The organism is Kitasatospora sp. NPDC059747 (assembly GCF_042732955.1).
In the GTDB taxonomy this organism is placed as follows: domain Bacteria; phylum Actinomycetota; class Actinomycetes; order Streptomycetales; family Streptomycetaceae; genus Kitasatospora.
In genome coordinates this window covers 30,317-52,176 of sequence record NZ_JBHWGV010000021.1, presented here as the reverse complement: position 1 = coordinate 52,176, position 21,860 = coordinate 30,317, and the positions used below count along the sequence as shown (strand labels likewise).

The window sequence follows — 21,860 nt, the reverse complement described above, 5'->3', positions numbered from 1 at the left end:
GGCGCCGGCCGCGCGCTCGGCCAGGCCGGCGGCCCCCTCGGCGCCAGCGCGGGGGTCGACAGCGGCCCTCGTTTCGCCCGCAACGTGGCGGTCCTCGGCGGCGTCGCCCCCGCCCGCGCCTACATCCCCGAGCTGCTGCCCGACGTCCTCTCCGGCGCGATCGACCCGGGCCTCGTCTTCGACCGCACCGTCACCCTCGACGGCGTGTCGGACGGCTACCGCGCGATGGACGACCGCTCGGCGCTGAAGGTCCGGATCGCCTTCTGACGTCCCGCCGCTGCCGGGCCGCAGGCTCCCGCCGGGGCCGCACGGTCCCCGCGGCCCGGGCTCGCCTCGTCGGGTGAGGTCGGGGCGCGGTGGGGCGTGGGGGACGGGAGGGGCGGGGGTGGGCTCCCATAGTCGGAGGACGGGGGGTCATATCCGCCGACTGTGGGACGACACGATGATGAGATCACCGCGCCGTGAGGTGCTCCTGGCCGCTGCACTGCTCGCCCTCGCGGGGTGCGGCGGGCCGCCGGCGCCGGAGGCCGTTCCGTCGGCGGCCACGAGCCCGACGGCCGTGCCGACGCCCTCGGGGCCGCGGGCGTTCACGCTGGTGGCGACGGGGGACGTCCTGCCGCACACCGAGATCATCCAGCAGGCCAAGGAGGACGCCGGGGGCGCCGGGTACGACTTCACGCGGATGCTCGCCGGGGTCAAGCCCGTCATCGGGGCCGCCGACCTGGCCATCTGTCACATGGAGACGGTGTACGGCGCCGACGGCGGGCCGTTCACCGGGTACCCGTCGTTCAAGTCGCCCCCGCAGGTGGCCCGGGCGCTCAAGGACGCCGGGTACGCGTCCTGCGACACCGCCTCCAACCACACGCTCGACGACGGGCCGGCCGGGATCCGGCGCACGCTCGACGCCATGGACGCCGTCGGGCTGAAGCACACCGGGTCCGCGCGCGGCGAGGAGGAGGCGGGCGGGCCCGCGCTGCTCACGGCGGGCGGGGCGACGGTGGCCCAACTCGCCTACACGTACGGCACCAACGGCATCCCGTTGCCGAAGGGGCAGCCCTGGGCCGTCAACCTCATCGACCGCGACCGGATCCTCGCCGACGCGCGGGCCGCCCGGGAGGCGGGGGCGGACGTCGTCGTGGTCAGCGTCCACTGGGGCACCGAGTGGCAGGACGCCCCGAACGAGCAGCAGCTCGCGCTGGCCCGCGACCTCGCCGCCGAGCCGGAGCCCGGGCGGCCGGTGGTCGACCTGGTCCTCGGGACGCACGCCCACATCCCGCAGGCCTACGAGAAGATCAACGACACCTGGACGGTCTACGGCATGGGCGACCAGCTCGCGGGCCACATGTTCAACCCCACGGGCGCCGAGGACCCGCGCGGCAACTGGTCCTCGATCGCCCGGTTCACCTTCTCGCCGCCGGCCGCGCCCGGGCAGCGGTGGACCGTGACGAAGGCGGAGTTCGTCCCGCAGGTCACCGACCTCGGGCCGCCCTACCGCGTCCTCGACCTGCGGGAGGCCGCCCGCGCCGACCCCGGCCGGGCCGACTACGCCACGGCCCTCGACCACATCCGCTCCGTCGTGCTCAGCCGGGGTGCCGGACCGGCGGGGCTGACCATGGCGCCATGACGCGCCGAATCCCCGCACAGCGGGCGGTGTTCATCCGACGACAAGTCAGCTCTTATCGAGCGGCGCCATGATCTCCGGGGGCGCCCCGGTCGACGGCGTGCGCGCAACCGATGCGACTTGACTCAGGGAGAACCATGCGTGGCACCGTGCTCGCCGACCGCTACCGGCTGGTGGACTGGCTGGGCGGTGGGTCGATGGGCGACGTGTGGCTCGCCGAGGACGAGGTCCTCGGCCGCCGGGTGGCCGTCAAGGTCGTCAAGCCCGTCCTGCTGGACGAGCCGGGATTCGCCGAGCGCTTCCACGCCGAGGCGCGCGTCATGGCGCAGCTGCGGCACCCGGGCATCGTCGGGGTCTACGACTTCGGGCACGGCGAGGCCCCCGTGATCGGGAGGCAGGTCGCCTACCTGGTCATGGAGCTGATCGAGGGGGAGCCGCTGAGCGCCGTGCTGGCGCGCCGGGGCAGCCTGCCGGCCGAGGAGGCGCTGCGGATGGCGCTCCAGGTGCTGGAGGCGCTGGTGGCGGCGCACGGGACCGGGGTGGTCCACCGGGACGTCAAGCCGGCCAACCTGATGGTGTGCGGCGACCGGACGGTGATCGCGGACTTCGGGATCGCCCGCCCCGGCAGCGACGCCCGGCTGACCGTCCCCGGGATGGTCCTCGGCACCGCCGCGTACCAGGCGCCGGAGCAGGCCTCGACCGGGCCGGTCACCGGCTCGGCGGACCTCTACGCGCTCGGCGTCGTCCTCTACGAATGCCTGGCTGGGCGGCTGCCCTTCGACGGGGAGACCGCGCTGGAGGTGATCCTCCAGCACCTGACGGAGCCCGTGCCGCCGCTGCCGGACCCGATACCCGGGCCGGTGCGGGCGATCGTCGAGCGGGCGATGGCGAAGGACCCGGGCGAGCGCTGGCCGGACGCGGCGGCGATGGCGGAGGCCGTCCGGGAGGCGCTGGCGGCGGGTGCCGCGGAGGGCGTGCCCGCGGTTGCGGTCCACACCGGCCAACGACCCGTCGCCGGGCGCCGGTCGTGGACCGGCCTGCGGCGGCGGGCGGTGGTGTCGGTCGTGGCGATGGCCGTGCTGGGCGCGGTGGGCGCCACCGGGGCGGTGGTGAGCCGGCCGGGCGCGGGCGGCGTGCCGCACGGCGACGCCGTCGCCGCGGGGCCGACGGCCGGCGCCGGGCGGTCCGGGGACCCGGGCGGTGCGGTGCCGCCGGACCCGAACGTCCCGTCCGGCGGCCTTCCGACGCCCGACGCGCCGACGCCGACGCCCTCCGCCGGCCCGGGCGCGGGGGACGGGGGCGGCCCGGTGCCCGTGTCCGCCGCGACGTCGGGCCCCAGCGCCGGGCCCGTGCCGGCGGGCGCGCTCGCCCCGCCGGCCACGCTGCCCGTCACCGGCCAGGCCCCCACCGGGAAGGCCCAGCCGCCCTCCGCCGCGCCGACCACCGGGGCGCCGGCGCCGGCCCCCGCCCAGCCGACCGCCACCGTGCCGCCCGCGGTGCCGACGGCGGCCCCGCAGCCGCAGCCACAGCCGCAGCCCACGCAAGCGCCGAAGCCGGCGCCGCAACTGCCCCCGCTGGCGCAGCTCTCCCTCGGGAGCAACGCGTTGGACAACGCCTACTCCGTCGACAAGGACGGCAACCGCGTCGGCACCTATCCGGCCAACCGCTCCCCGGCTCAGCAGTGGCGCCTGGACTACTTCTCCGACGGGCGCTACCTCCTGCGCAACGGCTCGACGAACTACACCAAGGTCCTCGACCTCGAACTGACCACCGGCCGGATCCAGGTCTGGACGAACCCGCCGGGCGCGGAGAACCAGCTCTGGTCCTTCGTCCCGGTCCCCGGCGGCTACCAGGTCGTCAACTCCTCCACCAAGCAGTGCCTGACCTCCGACGGCATGGCCCAGTGGGTCAGGGTGCAGGCCTGCTCGGAGGCGGACAACCAGGTGTGGACGCTGTCCTGACGCGGACGCGGCCCTGCCGGTACGACCGCGCTCAGCGCCCGGGCAGCAGGGACGTCCACACGTCCTGCTCGGCGGTGGCCGACCACACGACGTCGCCGTGGCCGTAGCCGGGGACGACACGGTAGTCCACCCGGGCGCCGCCCGCGCGGATCAGGCGGGCGCCCGAGTCGTGGTCGCCACGCCCGAGTTCGGCGTTGATCCAGACCACGTCGGCCCGGATCGCGGCCCAGTCGATCCGGTGGACGTCCGTCCGCCCGGCCCACACGGCGGCCAGGTCGCGCAGCAGGGCGGTGGGCTGGAGGCCGCTGCCGAGGCGCTCGATCGCCTCCGCCCAGACGGCCAGCGGGGTGTGGGTCAGGGTGAAGCGGTCCTCGGCGGGGGTGGGGCCGAAGGCGTGGGTACCGCCGCTGTGGCCCCGGTGGTAGATCCAGTTGGCGGGGCCGGGCAGGTCACGGGTGTGGGTGAGCGCGTAGTGGAGCAGGCCGAGGTTGCTGAACCGCCCCGGCTCGCCCGCCTGTTGGGGCACCGGCCGGGGCATGCCGCTCGGCGCGTCCGGGGCGGTGGCCGCGCGGGCGAAGAGTCCCTTGAGGCCGGGGTCGAGGGTCCTGGCACCCGCGTCCAGCTGCTGCTGGAGGAGGTCGGTGAGCGCCTCCGCCTTCGCGACCAGCTCGGGCTCCGTCGCGGGATCGTACGGGCCGGTGGTGTCGAGGACGAGGACGCGCCGGGGACCGGCGCTGCCGGTGGTGCGTGCGGCGGTGGCGCGTGCGGCGGTGGTGCGTGCGGCGGTGTCCAGGGCGAGTGCGGCTCCGGCCGAGTGGCCGAGGAGCTCGTACGGCAGGGCGGTGACGGCCTCGGCGGCCGTGATGACGCGTTCGAGGTCCGCCCGGTGCGAGTCCAGGCCCCAGGCCGTGCAGTCGTCAGGGGCCTCCGGCGTGAGGGCGTCCTCGCGGGGCGTCGTCCCGATGACCAGGTAGCCGTGGTCGGCGAGGAAGCGGGCGAGGCTCCGGCCCCGCGCGGTGCAGTAGTTGGCGGCGACGTTGAGTCCGCCGCCGGGGAGGAGGTGGACCACCCGCCGCGCCGTGGCGTCGCCGATCACGTCGACCGCGAGCTCGCCGCCCGCGACGGGAACGGTCAGGCGGTGGTGGTCCGCCCCGAGGCGGACCGTGCCGGTGCGACCGAGTGCCGCCCCCAGCTCCTTGACGATGTCGCTGACCACTGCCGTTCCTCCCCGTGTCCTGCTGCGTCCTGCCGTCCCGCTACGCCGGACAGTCTGGCGTACGGAGCCGGCCAGGGGGACCGACGGCTCCGATCGTGCCCGTGCCACCTCGCCGCTCACGCAAAGTTGTCTGACCAAGTTCGGTCGCCGTTCTTCCCTCGGACAGCACCGGCCGGTACTTCTATGTCCGCTCATGGCGCGAAGCCATGGCGACCACCCTCACCAACGGGACGAGGTACCCCTGATGAGACTGCGCTGGAGCTCCCTCGGCGGGCTGCTCGCCGCACTCCCCCTCCTCGGCGCGACGGCCGTCGCCGCCCCCGCCACCGCCCACGCGGCGGCGGGCAGCGGCAACCTGATCGTCAACGGCGACGCGGAGGCCGGCGGCTACTGCACCAACGACTGGAGCGCCGCCACCACCGTCCCCGGCTGGACCGTCCAGGCCGGCGGCGTCAACGTGATGTGCCAGGGCGTCGGCTCCTTCGGCCTGCCGAACGACGGCAGGACGCCCGGCAAGGCCTTCTTCGGCCCGGGCAACTTCGGCGACGGCTCGATGTCGCAGACCGTCGACGTCTCCTCCGCCGCCACGGCCATCGACGGCGGCGGGGTGCACTACGACCTCGCCGGCTGGCTGGGCGGCTGGACCACGTACGGCGGCTACGTCGCCGTCAGCCTGCACTTCAAGGACGCCGGCGGCAACCCGGTCGGCACGACCGCCAAGCTGCCGACCGTCTCCGCGACCGACCGCGGCCTCGCCACCAAGTTCCTCTCCCGCACCGCCACCGGGGCCGTCCCGGCCGGCGCCCGGTCGATCCAGGTCGAGGTGCAGTTCCTCTCCACCACGAACGAGACCGGCTACCTGGACAACCTCTCGCTCACCCTCGACACCCCCGTCGCCGCCCCCGCCCCGGTCAGCCCGCCCGCGTCCGCCGTGCCCGGCTACGACCACGTGTTCACCGTCATGATGGAGAACACCGACTACGCCCAGATCATGAACGACCCGGCGGACACCCCGTTCATCCACGGCCTGATGGCCCAGGGCGCCACCCTCACCGACGCGCACGGCGTCTACCACCCGAGCGACGAGAACTACATGGCGATCGCCGGCGGCGACGCGTACACCAAGGGCGCCACCTACTGGCCCAACATCAACTCCCCGCAGCGCAACCTCGGCGACACCATCGAGGACGCCGGCAAGACCTGGAAGGCCTACGAGCAGGGCATGGGCACACCCTGCAACACCACCACCCAGTACGACGCCAAGTACATGCCCGACGACGCGCCGTTCATCAACTACACCGACATCAGCGGCAACCCGGCCCGCTGCGCCGCCCACCTCTTCGACACCACACAGCTGACCACCGACCTCCAGTCGGCCGCCACCACCCCGAACTTCTCCTGGATCGCGGCCGACGACTACTACGACGGCGAGGCCTCCGGCAACGGCAGCGCCACCAGCCTGCAGGTCCAGGACGGCTGGCTGAAGCAGACCCTCGCCCCGGTCCTTTCCTCGCCCGCGTGGACCCAGCAGCGCTCCCTGCTGCTCCTCACCTGGGACGAGAGCTCGGGCGAGGCCTACAACCACGTCGCCACCGTCGCGGTGGGCTCGCAGGGCACCGTCCCGGCCGGCACCAGCAGCCCGCTGCACTACGACCACTACTCCATCGGCCGCACCATCGAGTCCGCCCTCGGCCTGCCCGGGCTGACCGCGAACGACACCTACGCGACCCCGCTCAACGCCGCGTTCGCCCCGTCCGCGGCCACCGGCCCGACGCTCACCGGCGACCTGAACGAGGTCGCGGGCGGCGGCAACGTCACCCTCCGGTACGCGCTGCCGAACACCTCCCAGGTCGCGGTCAAGAACTGGGTCGGCGTCTACCCGGCGGGCGTCACCCCGGGCTCCCGCTCCTCGCTGACCTGGGCCTACACGCCCAACCAGAGCGGTGCGGTCACGCTGTCGACCGGCAAGATCGGCGGCGCGGGCGCGTACGACGCCTACTACCTCGCCAACGACGGCTACTCGGTGCTCGCCGGACCGTTCCGGCTGACCATCGGCTGACGCCGGCGGCACCCCCGCCGCGGCCCGGACGTCCGACCGGCGTCCGGGCCGCGGTCGTTCCGGCTTCCTCCGGGTGCTGCGCCGATCACCGGCCGCGATCACCGGCCGCGATCACCGGCCGCCGGAGCCGCCCAGGGAAATCCGGGCGTACGTCTCGCCGGGGCCCGGGGGACTGGTCCAGGAACGGGTGGTGACGTGGTGGAGGCGGCCTTCGGTGAGGGCGAAGCGCGGGAGGCCCACACCGAAGTGGACGGCGATCGCCGCCAGGGCCCGGCGCTCCGCTCGGCCCTCGCCCCCGGGCGCGAACAGGACGTCCGGGTCGAGGGCGGGCGGTATGTCCGTGCCGGTGCGGTGGATCTCGGAGCCCCGGACGGTGAAGGCGTAGAGCTCGGTGCCCTGTTCGGCGACGGAGAGGTGGAAGAAGCCCTGATCCGGTGCGGACCACACCACCACGGCGCGCGTGCCGTGCGAGGAGGCCGCTGCGGGGGAGACGTAGCGCTGTTCGTCGTGGCGGGCGGGGTGGGCGTCGAAGGCGAAGCTCCAGCCGGACTCGCCCGCGTGGCCGACGGCGGCGCGGGCTCGGTCGTCGTAGGTGTCGTAGGAGTTGTAGGAAACGAAGGAGTTGTAGGAGTTGTACGAGGAGCCGCCGCCCGCGCGGACGAGTGCGAGGTGGGTCTCGTCGGGCGTCGCCGGTGCGCCGAGGGCGGCGTCCTCGGCACCGAGGCGCGCGGGAAGGTCTGCCGGGTGCACTCCCTCCACGAGGACGAACCGGTAGGCCTCGCGGTGGTCGGCGAGCCAGGCGAGCTCGTCCGCGTCCCGCGGGCCGCCGGTCGGCGGCGGGGCCGGGCGGCCGTCCCTGGGGGTGGCGAGCAGGGCGAGGGCGCGCTCCGGGGTGACCAGGGGCCCGAGGACGGGGTCGGCGAGCAGGCCGACCGGGGCCAGGTGGTCGGGGCCGACCGGCGTCCACTGCGGGAGCGCGGCGAGCAGCGTGTGCCAGGCGGCGTCCGTGCGCCCCCAGCGGGCCTGCTCGCGGGCCTGCTCGACCGCCGCGCCGAAGGGGCCCTCCGCGGTGTACCGGAACGTCCGCTCCTCGACCTCGCGCAGCACCTCGTCGGCCAGCTCCCGGTGCCGGCCGGAGGAGATGCCCACCCGGTAGCCCCAGACCGTCGCGTCGTGGCGGTTCGCCACCTGCTCGACCGCGAGCAGCGGCACCACCTCGCGCAGGTAGCGCGGATCGGCGGGCAGCGAGCCGTAGTCCACCAGGTACGTCCGCCCCAGCAGGCGGCGCAGCTGGTGCAGCATGCCCTTGGCCCGGGGCCGGCCGTACCCGGCCGCGTCGGCGAGCGCGGCGGCCGCCCGCTCGTGGTCGCCGCGCAGCGCGTCGAGCCGGGCCGCCTCGACCTGGGCGTCCAGGCGGCGGGTGGTGTTGTTGGCGAACGGCCGCTCCGCGTGGTGGTCGGCGGCGAGGCGGTGGAACTCCCGGTACTGCGCGAGCATGAACTCGCGGAAGGAGTCGTGCCGGGTGGGCGGGGAGTGCGACCACACCTGATGGCAGTAGACGGCCCACTCGCCGTGTTCGTCGGCGGCCTGCGGATCCAGCAGGACGTACGTCATGTCGGATTCGACGTCCAGTTGGAGCGCGCGCGCCCACATGCCGTCGAGCTCGCCCTCGTCGAAGTGCTCGCCGAGGCCGTCGGCGTCCTCGTGCCAGCGGGCCTCCCCGGCGCCGGCCAGGTGGTCGATGAACCCGCCCGCGTGCCGCCACCCGTCGGAGACCGCGAGGAACTCCCGGTAGGACGGCGGCAGTCGGCGCCCCAGCCGCTCCTCCGCCGCCGCTATCCGCTCCTCGGCGGCGGGCCCGAAGCCCAGCCCGCGCGCCCGCGCGGCCTCGTCGGCGGGCTCGTCGGCGGGCTCGGTGCAGGTGTCGGCCCACTCCTCGCTCCAGCGGGTGAGGAAGGAACCCCAGTCGAACGTCTCCTCGGTCATGGCGGCGATCCTTGCACGCACCACTGACAATTCCGGGGCCCGACGGCCGCGGCCGCCCCGCCCGGTGGGGCGAGGCGGCGGCGGGAGCGATCGTCACGTGGCGCCGGCCGTCCGTGGGGACGGTCGGGTGACGGTCGTCAGAGGGTGCCGGTGATGGCGGTGCCGGTGTGGTTGCCGGGAACGGCCGTCAGGTCGGGGGTCTGGACGGGGGCCCAGGTGCCGTCGGCGTGGCGGGCGGTGGTCAGGACGCGGTTGTCCGTGGTGGTGACGGCGAACTGGGCGTCGCCGTCGACGGGGGCGGCGCTGACGGAGGCGGCGGTGATGTTGCCGAGGACGCCGGTCAGCGGCCGGAAGGGCTGCCAGGTGCGGTCCGCGAAGCGGATGGTGTGGAACTGGGCGCCGGTCGAGGTGACGGCGACGAGGTCCATGTCACCGCCCTGACGGGCCATGGCGACGGAGGCGACGGTGCCGATGGGGCCCGCGGCGTCGGCGACCGAGCCCCAGCCGCTCCAGGTCCCGTCCGCGGCACGGACGGTGTGCTGGACGGTGCCGCCCGCGACGGCCGCGACCTGCAGCTCGCTGCCGGTGCCGGCGGCGGCCACGGAGGTGACGCCGTTCAGCGGTCCGGCGGCGCCGAAGACGGCGCCGAAGCCGGTCCAGGTGCCGTCGGCGTGGCGCACGGTGTGGAAGACCTGGCCGCCGGCGAGGACCACGACGTGCAGGTCGGCGCCGATCGAGGAGGCCGAGACCTGGGTGATGTTCCCGAGCTCCCCGGCGGCCTGGTTGACGTCGCCGAAGGCGGACCAGGTGCCGTCGGGCTTGCGCAGGGAGTGGTGGAGGCGGCCGTCGCCGCCGAGGGCGAGGACGTGGGTGTCGCCGTTGATCCCGGCGGCGGCAACGGACTTGACGCCGCCGATGCTGCCCGCGGTGGCCTGGACGTCCTGGAACGCGGTCCAGCTGCCGTCGTAGAGGCGGGTGGCCTGGAACAGGCCGTTGTCGCCCTTGACCAGGGCCTGGGTCTTCCAGCCGGTCGCGGTCGCCCGCACCTGCTGCACCCACGCGCCGAGGTCGTCCACGCGCGAGGACGTCGCCCCGGTACGGGTCTCGGTGGCCGGGGTGCCCAGGCAGCCGCCCTGCCAGGAGCGGACGGCCACGGCGGCGATCTCGGGGGTGCCGTTGCGGTCGCGCAGCAGCGGGGCCCCGGCGTCGCCCTGGCACAGGGCGGCCGCGCCGGCGGCGGGCGCCGTGTCGATGCCGGTGGCGGCGACGGCGCCGACGGTGTGGGTGGTGGTGTGGACCTGGAACGGCGCCCACTCGGTGGCGGTCCGGCCGTGGCCGGGTACGCGCAGGCTGTCGCCGGCCGCGGGCGCGGTGGCGGAGACGGCGAGCGGGGTGAGGCCGTCCACCGGCGTGGCGAGGCGGGCCATGACGAGGTCGCGGTCGCCGCGGGTGGCGAGCTCGGCGATGCCGACGGTGTGGCCGGCGATCGTGGCGGTGCTCGCGGTCGCGGGCGCACCGGCGGCGGGGTTGTCGCCGAAGCAGGAGGCGGCGGTCAGGACCCAGTTGCGGTCGACCAGGGCGGCGGTGCACGCGCGCGAGCCCGGGTGGCCGGGCTGTCCGAAGGCGACGGTGCCGACGGCCTGGTAGTCGGTGCCCGCGGCCGGGGCGGCCGGCCCGTCGGTGGCGTTGAGCTCCAGCAGCGTGGTCGAGCTGGTGGCGTCGCCCTCGCCGACCGGGGTCCAGGCGTTCTTGTTGACGTCGAGGCTGCTGACGGTGCCCGCGGTGTTCAGCGTGGCCTTGATGGTGTGGTCGTCGCCCTTGATGTTGTAGACCTGCGGGATCTGCAGGGCGAGGTACCCGGTGGGCCCGGTGATCCGGAAGCACACCAGGCTCGGGTTGGCCGTGCGGCTGTACAGCTGCACCAGGCCGGGCCCCGAGGCGCAGTCGGCGAGCACGATGTGCCCGTCCCCGGCCGTGAGGGTGATGTTCCGGTCCGCGAGGACCTTGGCCGCATCGGGGTAGCCGAACCCTTCCGCCGCGACCGGCGCCGGCGCGGCCTCGGCGGCGGTCGCCGCCGGCACCGAACCGGCCATCACGGGTATCGCGAGGGCTGCGCCGAGGGGCCAGGCCAGTCTTCGAGCTGTACGCACCAGAATCTCCCGTAAGAGGACGTGCCCGGGAGGCACCAGCACCCCCCGAGCCGGCAAAGAAACGATCAATCGGACGCTATCGCCCGCATTCCTCGCCCGTCAAAGTCGCCGGCCGCCCCGGCGGATCCCTGGTGGGTCGTCATGTTCCGGGAGGTTTTGCGGCGGTATTCCTTCGGAATGGGGATTTCGCTCTTCGGGGGAATCCGGTCGAATTGTCAGGGGAGGCGGGTCGCCTCGATCACGCACATCGGGCCCTGGGTCGTGCGGATCCGGTCGAGGCGGAAGCCGGACGCGGCGAGGAGGTCGCGCCAGTCGGTGGCGGAGCGTTCGCGGCCGGTGAGCATGCCGAGCATGGTGAGGTCGAGGAGGGAGGCCACCTCGGGGGCGGCGCCCTGGTCGAGGACGGTCTCGACCAGGGTCAGGCGGGCGTCGGGCGCGGTGGCGGCGCGGTGGACGTTGGCGAGGATGTGCCCGGCCTTCTCGTCGGACCAGTCGTGCAGGATGAAGCAGGCCAAGTACTCCTCCGCGGGCGGTACTTCGACGAAGAAGTCGCCGCCCGCCGTCGTGATCCGGTCGTCGACCCCGTGGGCGCGCAGGACGTCCGGGGCGGCCGCCACCACGTGGGGCAGGTCGAAGACGGTGCCCCGCAGGTGCGGGTCGCGCTGGGCGAGGGCGGCCAGGACGGCGCCGTCCGCCCCGCCGATGTCGACGACGGTCCGTGCGCCGTCCAGCTCGACCGCGTCCAGGGCGTGGTGGCGGATGGCGCGGGCGAAGTCGGTCATCGCGGCGGTGAACGCGCCCACCCGGGCCGGGTCCTCGCCGACCCAGTCGAAGAAGGGTTCCCCGTAGGCGAGTTCGGCGGCGGGACGGCCGGTCTCGGCGGTGCCCCACAGCTCGCCGAAGGCGCGGTAGTGCGAGTCCATCCACATCAGGGCGATGTTGCGGACGGATTCGGGGACGCCGGAGGCGAGGGTGCGCCCGAGTGGGCCGAGCCGGACCAGCCCGGTGTCGGCGTCGAGCGCGAAGACGTCCTCGCCGGCGAGCGCGTGGACGATCCGGGCCAGCGGGTCGGGGCGCAGGCCGGTGGCGGCGGCGAGCTCGGCCAACGGGCGTGGTCCGTCGAGGAGTTGGTCGGAGAGGCCGGCTCTGGCGGCGACGAAGAGGGCCTGGGCGATCTGGTACCCGCCGAGCAGGCGCAGCATCGCGATGGCGGGCGTGGGGGAGGCGGGGGCGTTCATGCCGGTCAAGCTAGCGAGCCGGACCCGCCGGCGCGCCTGGGCGCGCGGGCGGGCCCACCCGGGCGGAGCAACGGCGTGCTCAGTCCACCAAGTCCGGTGCGAAGTAGTCGCGCAGACGGGCGATCCGGTCGTCGCGGATCCGGAAGATCTGGACGAGCGAGGCCGTGGTGTCGCCCTCGTCCCCCTCCCCGTCGAAGACCGTGTCGATCTCGGCGATGAACACGTCCGGATCGGTGGTGGTGTGCAGCACGTAGCTCGACTTGGCGAAGTTCGGCGTGCGGCCGACCTTCCCGCCGCGCCGGTACTGCTCGGCCATCGCGCTGCGGATCTGCTCGCGGCCGACCAGGCGCCGCGGGAAGTCGGCGTCGGCGGGCACGAACGGTGCCTCGAAGACGCCGTCCTCGGTGAAGGTCTCGGCGAGGGCGTCGGCGTCGCGGGACAGGGGTCCGGCGTGGACGTAGCTCTCGAAGATCTGCTGCGGCGTTCGGGGCATGTCGGCCTCCCTGGACGTGGGCACGGGAGGCCACATAATCACAGGGACGCTCCACTGGCGAAGGGGGATGACGGTGAGTCAGGAGGGCTTCCGCAGCGTCCGGCGCGCGGCGGCCAGGGTCAGCAGGCCCCAGAGCGCGCCCGCGCCCGCGACCGCGTAGATGCCGAGGCCGACGAAGGACAGGTCGTAGTCGGTGGCGACCGGCGGGACGTAACCGTCCGGGTCGGCCAGGACGACGGTGCTCCGGCCCGCGTCGGACGGGCCGCCGCAACCCGACCCGCTGTACTCGCCGTGCGGCAGCGGCGTCCCGTCCGCGTGGCGGATCCCGCACGTCCAACTGATGACGCCGCGCTTGTCCTTGGCCGAGTGGGCCCACGTGACCACGACGTCGGTCCGCACCCCGCGGTGCGCGATCACCTCGGCCTGGAAGGCCCTCATGGGCAGGACGAGCAGCGCGATCCCGAGCACGACGCCCGGCCACAGCACCCACCCGGTGGTCCGGAGGGCCATCAGGCCGCCGAGCCCCGCGATGAACACGATCACGGCGGCGACGGCGCAGGGCAGGCTGTAGTCCGGGTTCGCGCCGAGCACCATCAGGCCGACGACCAGCAGCGGCACGAGCAGCCCGGTCAGCAGCGCCGTGATGCGGACGGTCCGCGGCTTGAGCGGCCGGTCCTTGCGGGGCCGCCGCTTTCGGGCCTTCCCGGCGGCGGAATTCGGGCGGAACGTTCCGTCGCTCAGCGGTCTCTTCTGCTTCTTGTTCCTGCGGCGTGCCATGCCCGGGCCCCCGTCCGTTCGTGCGCTCCTGCGTTCCTGCGCTCCCGCGCTTCCGCTCTCCTGTGCTCTCGCGCCTCTGCTCTCCTGCGCTCGCGACAGTGTGGCGGCAGCACCGGTGCGAGCGGAACCCGGGCCCCCGGATCTCGCCAGAACTCTTGATGTGAAGTATCTTGATGTCGAGATTGATCCGGGGGTGAGCCCCGGGGAACGGGACGGGGGAGCACCATGGGGCGGAGCGCCAACGGAAGCGGCGGTGGGCTGATCGGACAGCTGCGGCGGCCACCGGGCGGACCGGACGCCCGCACGATGCTGCTCGCCCAGTTCGTCGACCGCACCGGCACCGGCGTCTGGGCCGCCGCCTCCGTCCTGTACTTCACCTTCGTCCGCGGACTCGACGCCGGCCGGCTCGGCCTCCTGCTCGGCGTCGCCGCCGTCGCCGGGATCGCCGGCTCGCCGCTGGCCGGGCGGGCGGCCGAGCGCTTCACCGTCCGCGGCCTCCTGACCGCGTGCCACCTGCTGCGCCTCGGGACGATGGCCCTGCTGCTCGTCGTCGACCAGTACGTCCTGATGCTGCTCCTCGTCGCGCTCACCTGCCTCGGCGAGCGCGGCGCCAAAACGCTGGAGATGCTCTTCGCGACCCGGGTCGCGGGCGAGCGGCGCGGCGAGTACCAGGCACTCTTCCGCAGCGTCGCCAACGCGGGCTACGCACTCGGCGCGGGCATCGCGGCGGCCGGGCTCGCGGTGGGCACGGTGACCGCCTACCGCGCGCTGATCCTGGCCAACGCGCTCTCCTTCGTCCTGGCCGCGGCCCTCGTCCGGCGGACGGTCGAACCGGCCGGGCACGGGCTCGTGGTGACGCGGAGCACCGCGCCGAGCAGGCCCGAGCCGGCCGCCGGCAGCCCCTGGCGGGACCGCGGCTACCTGCTCTTCGTCCTCCTCGACATGCCGCTCAACCTCGACGACTCCGTGCTCAACGTCGGCCTCCCGCTCTGGCTCGTCCACCACACCACCGCTCCGCACGCCCTCGTGCCCGCCTTCCTGGTGCTCAACACCGTGCTCGTGGTGGTGCTCCAACTGCGCGTCTCCGCCTGGGCGCAGGGGCCGAGCGGGGCGGTCAAGTCGCTGGCCTGGTACGGCGTGACGCTGCTCGCGAGCTGCCTGCTGCTGGCGGCCTCGACCGGGCGCGGGGCGTGGGCGGCCTCGGCGGCGCTGCTCGCGGCCGGGGCGCTGGTGACGTTCGCCGAACTGCTGCGCTCGGTCAGCTCCTGGGAGTTGGCGGTGAGCCTGGCCCCGCCGCAGGCGCGGGCGTCCTACCTGGGCGTCGCCGGGATGTCCCAGTCGGTGCAGAAGTCTGCCGGCCCGCTGCTGCTGACCGGCGTGGTGATGACGGCCGGCCCGGTCGGCTGGATCGGGCTCGGCGCGGTGGTGACGGCCCTGGGCGCGGTCCAGCGCCGAGCGGCCGCCCGCCGGCTGGCCGCCCTGGCGCGGCCCGAGGAGTCCGAGGCGCGCCAGGACGGTCGGCAGGTGGCCCGCGAGGTTCAGCGGACGACGTCGATGTAGCTCATCATGCCGTTGTCCTCGTGGGCCGCGATGTGGCAGTGGAACTTCATCGGCCGATCCGGTTTGGAGATCGTACAGGCACGAACCGACGGGGAGAAGAGCTCTCGCTGCGGAGAAGTTCAAGGCCGCGACGGTGCCCGACTGTGGGTGCCGAAGCCCCTCGTCGATCCCGTTGAATGCGCTGGAATGTGTGCGCTGACCTGGTGAAATGTGTCAGGGAGGCGTACGGGCGAGACTCTCCTCAGAGGATGGATCCGGACAGCGCAGCGTGTCGGGTTGAGGGGGAACGGGGCGCGCGGGTCGAGCGGAAAGGGGTCCTGTTTCGGCGCTCTGCCGAATCGCATGTTTGGGCTGGTGCGACAGCCTCTAATCGGATCGATGCTGACCTTTTGCTGACTTTTCTGACAGATAGTCAGACAACGTGCCGGGTCTTCCGTTAGTCCCGCCGTGCACACCGCCGGCTCTCGCCCGTTGCCACTTCCACTGCGTTGTGGTCTGTAACCCCTGCCAACGATGCCATCGACGTACGGGGGAATTGGGGAGATCAGTGTGGCCTGCATGCGCTCTTTACGTGTGGGCTGGTCCTCGCCACTCTGGAACGGTCGATGACTGGTGCGGGTGTCGGGCCGGGAGGGGACGGATGTCGAAGGGCACCTCGGGGGAGTACTGGGACGAGCCGGCGCTGCCGAGCGTCTTCAAGCACGACCTGCTGAGTCGGTACATACCGAAGTTCGGTGGCATGACCGGCTCGCAGGGCGGCGAGGTGGTCTATCTGGACGGGTACGCGGGGGAGGGGCGCTACCTCAACGGCGAGTCGGGTTCGGCCGACCGGGTGCTCAAGGTGGCGGCCGACCATCAAGTGAAGGGGCTGGTCCGCTGGACGTGCTTCTTCGCCGAGAAGTCCGCCGAGTCGTTCACCCAACTCGAAGCGCTGGTCGCGGAATATCGGTCCCGCGGCGTAGATGCCCGCGCCTTCCGCGGCGACGTGCTCGGCTTGTTCGATGAGGTGCTCGCCGCTGCGGTAGGCCGTCCGCTGTTCCTGTTCCTCGACCCGTGCGGTCTCGCGCTGCCCTTCGACCGTCTGGTGGACGTCCTCGCCTGCCGACGGACCACCGCAGCATGGCCGCCCACCGAACTGCTGCTCAACTTCAGCATGATGGCGGTGCGCCGGATCGGCGGCAACTCGCACTCCCCGAAGGGCAACGAACGCACCAACGAACGTCTGGATGCGGTCTGCGGCGGAACCTGGTGGCGGCGGTACTTCGCCGACGGATACACGCACGACGCCGACGAGAAGGTCGCCGCCGAGTACAGCTTGCGCTTGGGCAAGGAGACCGGCATGCGCATGGTGTCGGTTCCGGTCACCAAGGGGCCCGGGCAGAAGGCCGTCTACAACCTGGTGTTCGGGACCCGGAGCAACCACGGCCTGTGGGTTTTTGGCGACGCGCACGCTCGCGCCCGCGACACCTGGTGGAAGGAGGTCGAACTGAAGGAAGAGGCCAACGACAACGCCTTGTTCACCGTGACGACGATGCAACGGCCGGACCCGGCGAAGGTGCAGCAGGAGGCAGTCCCGGCCATCGCCGAGAACATTCGGACGCTCCTGCAACGCGGACGACCGTTCAAGCTGGTCGACCACGCCGTCCAGGTGTTCGGCGACTACTACGGCCAGGTGCCGGAAACTGTGGTGGGCAAGGCGATCCGGCAGTTGTATGAGGCCGGACTCCTCGCGAACGACGGCAAGGTGTCGAGGATCAAGAACCTGGAGGTGCGCCCGTCGGTCAGACGCTGACGGGCAGGGGCAGCTGGTCCCAGGTTCGGCCGTCGAGAAGACGGCCGCCAGCCTTGGGAGTGTGCCCGCCCCACTGCTTGAAGAAGAACGCCACCTCCTCCCGGAGGCAGGCGTCGCGGACGTCCCGGGCCCAGGCCGCCTCCATGGGGCGGAAGCCGGGCCCGGACTCGCCGCCCGCGATGACCCAGTGGATGCCGTCCAGCTCCAGTCCGTCCAGCGGGCCCAACAACGGCTCGCAGGACAGGAACCGGACAGCGGCCGGAACCGTACGGAGGTCGTCCACCCGGCCGAGTTCCTCCGCGCTCTCCACGGACACGCCCATCCACACATTGGGCGGCCACTCCAGCCGGTCCGCCGCGCGCCGCAGCCTGCGGGCCCGCTTGGTGAGCACCTGGTATGTGTGCTGCGGGGTATCGGCCATCACTGCGAAGACGCGGCGTACGAAGTCGAGCGGAACACGGGCGTGGAAGAGGTCGGACATCGAGTCGACGAAGACCGTCCGCGGGCTGCGCCAGCTGTACGGCGCTCGCAGCACGTCCGGATGGAGCGTGAGGCCGAAACCGGGTCCCGACGTCCGTGGCTCACCGTCGTTCTGGTACTTCGCGGCGCCCATCGCCTTCAACCGCTTGGCCAGGGTGAGTGCGTAGCAGTTGTCGCACCCGGCCGACACGCGGTCACACCCCGTTGTGGGGTTCCATGTCGCCTCCGTCCACTCGATCCCGCTGCGCTCGCCCACTGCCGCTCCCGATCTCCGTCGTGCCCTGCGGCCCCCGGCCCCGCAGCCGCCCGCGTCCCATGTTCGGGACCACATTCCTCCGTTGAGCTGTGACCTGTCGAACCCGGCAGGTCACAGCACCACCCTCGCCACCGATGCAGACCTTCGACAGGCGGCCCGAGTCGGCGGCACTGGGCTGTCCCGCCGTTCGGCGGGTGCCGGTGCCACCCGATCAGGGGCTGCCAGCCCACCGCCCGACCCGCGTCGGCTCGGGCTGGAGGGAGATCCCAGTCGCGCTCCTCACCTGGGTGGAGAGGCTGGCGAGTGCCCGGTCGAACCCTGCGGCTGTGGCCTCCCCGTGGGCGGTGATCGTGAGGGCTCGGCGGTCGGAACAGCGCACGCCGTCGGCGATCGTCCGGCCGGCGCGGCAGCCGACGAGCTCAAGGAGCCACCCTGCGCTGGCCCGGAGTTCGCCGTCGCTATCGCGGCGGACCGGGCAGCCGAGGTCTGACCAGCGCCTGGCCTGGGCGGTGTTGACCCGTGGGTTGAGGAAGACCGATCCGACCTGCCGAGCGTCCGGGCCGGTCCGGTCGAGGAGGAGTCCGCGACGGTTCCGGTTGGCGAGTACGGCTTCGGTGACCTCCGACACGGTCGGTCGGGCGCCGACGGGGATGCCGAGTTCGTCGGCGAGTGGGTGGTAGGTGATCGCCGCCGGGGTGCGGGTCAGGTGGAGCGTGGCGGTGAGGATGGTCCAGCGGCCAGCGGTCTCCTTGAAGCGGCTGTCGCGGTAGCGCAGGCGGCAGGCTTGGGCCAGGAGGGTCTTTCGGCAGCCCGTGCTCCAGTCCCAGGCCGTGACGCTGTGAAGCGTGTCGGAAGTCTGCTGGCCGTACGCGCCGGCGTTTTGGACCGGTGCGGCGCCTACGGTGCCGGGGATGTTGGCCAGGCACTCGATTCCGGCGAGCCGTTCGGTGGCTGCCCACTGGACGAGGTCGGCGAGCGGGTGGCCGGTCTGGACGGTGACGGCCACCGTGGTGTCGTCGATCTTCTTCGTGGTGATGCCGCGGGTGTTCATGACTACGACGGTGCCGGGGTGGCCGGCGTCCGCCGCGATCACGTTTCTGCCGTGCCCCAGGACGACGGGGTCGTTCTCCTCGCTGTGGCTGATCGTGCGGGGGCGTCGTGCCAGTGGGCGGGGTCGGAGATGGTCAGGACGGTCCCGGCGGGCCCGCCGAGCCGGAGGGTGGTCAGCGACGCGAGCGTGTCCTGGGGCACGGCAGGTGGTCCTCTCAGTCGGCGGTGATGGCCTTGAGTGCGAGGGTGCGGAGCGGGGCGAGGCGGGTGCGGTTGTCCTGGTGGTGGTAGACGGCGTTGGTGCAGATGGCCAGGTAGCGGCCGGTGTGCGGGGTGAGGTAGAGGCTGGTGCCGGTGAAGCCGTGGTGGTAGGCGATCCGGCCGTCGTCGGCGAGGATCCAGGCCAGGCCGCGGTGGAGGCCGGGTTCGATCTCGGCCTTCGGCGTCATGCTGGTGCGCAGCCACGTGCCGAGGCCCGTGTCGAGGGCGTGCGCGGTGAGGATCCGGGCCCGAACGTGGCCAGGTCGGCCGGGGTGGTGAAGACCCCGGCGTGGCCGGCGACGCCGCCGAGCAGGGTGGCGTTGTCGTCGTGCGGGATGCCCCACAGACGCGGGCCACCGGCAAGGCGCTGCTCGGTCGGGGCGACCTCGGGGGAGCGGCCGACGGGCCCGTAGGTGGTGCGGGTCATGCCGAGGGACTGCCAGAGGTCGGTGGCGAGTTCGTCCAGGCGGCGGCCGTGGACGTGGGCGAGGGCGAGTCCGAGGAGGATGAAGCCGCGGTTGATGTACCGGTGCCCGGCTCCGGGTTCGGAGATGAGGGGTTCGCCGCAGATCAGGGCGGCGAGCGGTTCGGTGCGGCCCCGGTACTGGTCGAGGCGGGTGTCGGCTCGCAGGCCGGAGGTGTGGGCGAGGATTTGCCCGACGGTGACCCGTCCGCCGGGCGCCCCGTTCGGGACGTCGGGCAGCAGCTCGCGCACCGGGGTGTCCACGGTGAGGCCGTCGGCGAGGCCGATCAGCGGCCAGGTGGCGAGCACCTTGGTCAGCGACGCGGCGTCGTAGAGCGTGTCCGGGCCGGGGCGGGCGCCCCCGCACTCGGGGGCGACGACACCGGAGGCGGCGAACTCGGGCCGGCTGTCCCGGGTGCCGTAGGCGATGACGCCGCCGGGCAGGGCGCCGTCGTCGACCAGCATGTCGAGGCACTGGTGCAGTGCGGCGATGGAGTCGGGGTTCACGGTGCCTCCTGGTTGATCGTCAGCTCGGCACCGAGCGAGGCGAGTTTGGGCAGCAGGTCGCCGTAGCCGCGCTGGAGGTGGTAGATGCCACGGATCGTAGAGGTGCCCTCGGCCGTCAGGGCGGCGAGCACGAGCGTGGTCACGGCGCGGATGTCCTCGCCGGCCACCTCGGCGGCGACGAGCCGGGACGGGCCCTCGACGGTGATCACCGAGCCTTCCGCGTTGACGACGGCGCCGAACTTGCGCAGGGCGCCGAGGTGGCTGTCGCGTCGGGTGTAGACGCGGTCGTCGATCCGGGACGTTCCGGCGGCCTGGGTGAGGGCGGCGGTGAGCTGGGGTTGGACGTCGGTCGGGTAGCCGGGGTGCGGGCCGGTGGCCGTTTCCACCGCGCGCAGCCCGTCGGGCGCGGCGACCGTGGTCCCGCCGCGCTCGGCGGTGAGGAGGATCCCGGCGTCGGCGAAGACCGACACCAAGCCCGCCGGGAAGCCGCTGGGCGGGAAGGTGCCGCCGGTGATGTGGTCGGTGCCGGTGACGTTCAGGGCTTCGGTGCCCTGCCAGATTACGCCGACTCCGGAGCGGGCGAGCAGGTCGGCGGTGGCCGTGACCTCGGGCTCGATGCTCGGGGAGAGGATCGAGGAGGTGCCGGGGGTGCGGGCGGCCAGCAGCACCGCGGTGACTGTCGCGCCCAGGCTCGGGCCCCACTTCCTGGAGCTGGCGGTGGTGATGAACGGCCGCCGCTTCGCGCCGGTGAAGCGGGCACGGACGCGAGCCCGGTCGACGCGCACCTTGGCGCCGGGGGCTTCCATGGCGGCCAGGTGCAGGTCGATGTATCGGGCGCAGAACGCGTCGCCGCCGGGCAGCGGGAGGGCGACCTTGCCGGTGCGGGTCAGCAGGGCGGCGGCCATGACCGCGGTGGTGCGGATGCGCCGGCCGAGGTCGTCCGGGATGACGGGGAAGTAGGAGTCGGCGGGCCGGGTCTCGAACTCGTCCCCGGTGATTGTGGCTCGGGTGCCGGTGCGGTGGAGGATCTCGGCGCACACGCCGGTGTCGAGGATCGCGGGGGAGCCGGTGAGGGTGAGCGGCTGGTCGGCGAGGATCGTGGCGGCGTACAGGTGCAGCGCGATGTTCTTACTGCCCTGGATGGTCGTGCTGCCGTGCAGCGGGTGCCCGCCGGTGATCCGCAGGGCGAGCCGGCCGGTGGTCGTGGTGGTGGTCATGGTCACCTTCCCTGGCTTCCGGCGGGGAAGAACCCGCCGATCTGCGTTGGGGGGAGAGGAGCGGCTTCCAATTGCTGCCAGAGTTCGGCCGTCGCCGCGTCGGTGCCCAGCGAGCTCGTGATGGTGAAGTGGTGGACGGACAAGGCCGGTTCCTGGTGTGTCGAGGGCCGGAGGTAGCTACCGGCGAGCGGGGAGCGCGAGGCGTTCGATGCGGGCAGCCAGGGCGAGGTCGGTTTCGGTGCGGCCGAGGCGGCACATGGTGGTGGTGCGCACCGTGGTGGCCTTGACGCCGCGCATGCTCATGCACAGGTGCTCGCCGACGGTGAAGACGGCGACGTCGTCGGTGCCGGCGGCCTTGGCGAGGTCGTGGGCGACGTCGTGGGTGATGCGTTCCTGGAGCTGGAGGGCGTGGGTGTGGGCCTCCAAGTGCCGCACGAGCTTGGACAGGCCGAGGACGGCAGCGTCGGGGACGTAGGCGATGGAGACGTCGAGGCGGAAGGGGAGCAGGTGGTGCTCGCAGACGCTCCATGCCTCGATGCCGGTCAGCAGGACGAAGTCGCCGTACTGGCCTTCCTGGGCGAAGGCGGTGTCGAGCCTGCCGGGGTCGTGGTCGAGGAACTCGCCCCACCAGTCGGCGACTCGGCGGGGTGTGTCCTTGAGGCCGCTGCGGTCGGGGTCCTCGCCGAGGGCGAGCAGCAGTTCGCGGGTCAGCTCCGCGACACGCGCGCGGTCGACAGGGCGGCGCTGGGCTTGGGTGGGTATGGACGTCACTG

General features: G+C 73.3%; 19 protein-coding genes and 1 pseudogene. 6 read left to right on the top strand and 14 right to left on the bottom strand.

Annotated elements, in window-relative coordinates; genetic code table 11:
• The 3 genes and pseudogenes from ACFV4G_RS12130 to ACFV4G_RS12120 all read left to right on the top strand — a co-directional run.
• Window positions 1–267, top strand: a pseudogene (locus tag ACFV4G_RS12130) (IMP dehydrogenase); the annotation flags it as partial.
• A gap of 175 nt (window positions 268–442) precedes the next feature.
• The gene (locus tag ACFV4G_RS12125) at window positions 443–1,624 is read left to right on the top strand and encodes a CapA family protein (protein ID WP_380439201.1); all 1,182 of its coding nucleotides are present in this window, start codon (window positions 443–445) and stop codon (window positions 1,622–1,624) included.
• A 134-nt stretch (window positions 1,625–1,758) separates the two neighbouring features.
• The gene (locus tag ACFV4G_RS12120; RefSeq protein ID WP_380439200.1) at window positions 1,759–3,582 is read left to right on the top strand and encodes a serine/threonine protein kinase; all 1,824 of its coding nucleotides are present in this window, start codon (window positions 1,759–1,761) and stop codon (window positions 3,580–3,582) included.
• A 31-nt stretch (window positions 3,583–3,613) separates the two neighbouring features.
• Here ACFV4G_RS12120 and ACFV4G_RS12115 read toward each other — a convergent pair whose 3' ends face one another.
• Window positions 3,614–4,798 (bottom strand): hypothetical protein, encoded by a 1,185-nt coding sequence (locus tag ACFV4G_RS12115; protein ID WP_380439198.1) that lies wholly within the window; start codon window positions 4,796–4,798, stop codon window positions 3,614–3,616.
• Window positions 4,799–5,042: 244 nt separating this feature from the next.
• On the opposite strand from ACFV4G_RS12115, the gene ACFV4G_RS12110 reads away from it, so the two are divergent.
• Window positions 5,043–6,857, top strand: coding sequence for an alkaline phosphatase family protein (locus ACFV4G_RS12110; RefSeq protein ID WP_380439196.1), 1,815 nt, complete (start codon window positions 5,043–5,045; stop codon window positions 6,855–6,857).
• Window positions 6,858–6,968: 111 nt separating this feature from the next.
• On the opposite strand, the gene ACFV4G_RS12105 is transcribed toward ACFV4G_RS12110, so the two are convergent.
• From ACFV4G_RS12105 to ACFV4G_RS12085, 5 genes are all read right to left on the bottom strand, one after another.
• On the bottom strand, window positions 6,969–8,843 hold the full coding sequence (locus ACFV4G_RS12105; protein ID WP_380439194.1) for an SMI1/KNR4 family protein: 1,875 nt from the start codon (window positions 8,841–8,843) through the stop codon (window positions 6,969–6,971).
• Window positions 8,844–8,980: 137 nt separating this feature from the next.
• Window positions 8,981–10,993 carry a trypsin-like serine protease gene (locus tag ACFV4G_RS12100; protein ID WP_380439192.1) on the bottom strand — a complete coding sequence of 671 codons (2,013 nt, stop codon included), beginning with the start codon at window positions 10,991–10,993 and terminating at the stop codon, window positions 8,981–8,983.
• Between the two features lie 215 nt (window positions 10,994–11,208).
• Entirely contained in the window at window positions 11,209–12,231 is a 1,023-nt protein-coding gene (locus tag ACFV4G_RS12095) for a methyltransferase (protein ID WP_380439190.1), read from the bottom strand.
• Between the two features lie 79 nt (window positions 12,232–12,310).
• Window positions 12,311–12,724, bottom strand: a complete 414-nt coding sequence (locus ACFV4G_RS12090; protein ID WP_380439188.1) for a nuclear transport factor 2 family protein — start codon at window positions 12,722–12,724, stop codon at window positions 12,311–12,313.
• Window positions 12,725–12,802: 78 nt separating this feature from the next.
• Entirely contained in the window at window positions 12,803–13,501 is a 699-nt protein-coding gene (locus ACFV4G_RS12085) for a hypothetical protein (RefSeq protein ID WP_380439186.1), read from the bottom strand.
• A 225-nt stretch (window positions 13,502–13,726) separates the two neighbouring features.
• Between ACFV4G_RS12085 and ACFV4G_RS12080 the strand changes: the two genes are divergently transcribed.
• A complete protein-coding gene (locus tag ACFV4G_RS12080) occupies window positions 13,727–15,061 on the top strand; it encodes an MFS transporter (protein WP_380439184.1) in 1,335 nt (444 codons plus the stop codon).
• Here ACFV4G_RS12080 and ACFV4G_RS12075 read toward each other — a convergent pair.
• Window positions 15,040–15,111 carry a multicopper oxidase domain-containing protein gene (locus ACFV4G_RS12075; protein WP_380439272.1) on the bottom strand — a complete coding sequence of 24 codons (72 nt, stop codon included), beginning with the start codon at window positions 15,109–15,111 and terminating at the stop codon, window positions 15,040–15,042. The two genes, ACFV4G_RS12080 and ACFV4G_RS12075, sit on opposite strands and share 22 nt — an antisense overlap.
• Window positions 15,112–15,701: 590 nt before the next feature.
• On the opposite strand from ACFV4G_RS12075, the gene tcmP reads away from it, so the two are divergent.
• On the top strand, window positions 15,702–16,853 hold the full coding sequence (gene tcmP / locus ACFV4G_RS12070; RefSeq protein ID WP_380439182.1) for a three-Cys-motif partner protein TcmP: 1,152 nt from the start codon (window positions 15,702–15,704) through the stop codon (window positions 16,851–16,853).
• Here tcmP and ACFV4G_RS12065 read toward each other — a convergent pair.
• The 7 genes from ACFV4G_RS12065 to folE form a co-directional block, all read right to left on the bottom strand.
• Complete coding sequence (locus tag ACFV4G_RS12065) at window positions 16,843–17,589, bottom strand: DUF5131 family protein (protein ID WP_380439180.1); 747 nt, start codon at window positions 17,587–17,589, stop codon at window positions 16,843–16,845. The two genes, tcmP and ACFV4G_RS12065, sit on opposite strands and share 11 nt — an antisense overlap.
• Window positions 17,590–17,800: 211 nt before the next feature.
• On the bottom strand, window positions 17,801–18,682 hold the full coding sequence (locus tag ACFV4G_RS12060) for an FAD-binding protein (RefSeq protein ID WP_380439178.1): 882 nt from the start codon (window positions 18,680–18,682) through the stop codon (window positions 17,801–17,803).
• A complete protein-coding gene (locus ACFV4G_RS12055) occupies window positions 18,679–18,840 on the bottom strand; it encodes a hypothetical protein (protein ID WP_380439176.1) in 162 nt (53 codons plus the stop codon). The genes ACFV4G_RS12060 and ACFV4G_RS12055 overlap by 4 nt, the downstream gene beginning before the upstream one ends.
• 14 nt (window positions 18,841–18,854) lie before the next feature.
• Entirely contained in the window at window positions 18,855–19,088 is a 234-nt protein-coding gene (locus tag ACFV4G_RS12050) for a hypothetical protein (RefSeq protein WP_380439174.1), read from the bottom strand.
• Complete coding sequence (locus tag ACFV4G_RS12045) at window positions 19,085–19,870, bottom strand: serine hydrolase domain-containing protein (protein WP_380439172.1); 786 nt, start codon at window positions 19,868–19,870, stop codon at window positions 19,085–19,087. Before ACFV4G_RS12045 ends, ACFV4G_RS12050 begins: the two co-directional genes overlap by 4 nt.
• Window positions 19,867–21,087 (bottom strand): UDP-N-acetylglucosamine 1-carboxyvinyltransferase, encoded by a 1,221-nt coding sequence (locus ACFV4G_RS12040; protein WP_380439170.1) that lies wholly within the window; start codon window positions 21,085–21,087, stop codon window positions 19,867–19,869. Before ACFV4G_RS12040 ends, ACFV4G_RS12045 begins: the two co-directional genes overlap by 4 nt.
• A 177-nt stretch (window positions 21,088–21,264) precedes the next feature.
• Window positions 21,265–21,858, bottom strand: coding sequence for a GTP cyclohydrolase I (folE, locus tag ACFV4G_RS12035; RefSeq protein ID WP_380439169.1), 594 nt, complete (start codon window positions 21,856–21,858; stop codon window positions 21,265–21,267).
• Window positions 21,859–21,860: the final 2 nt, after the last annotated feature.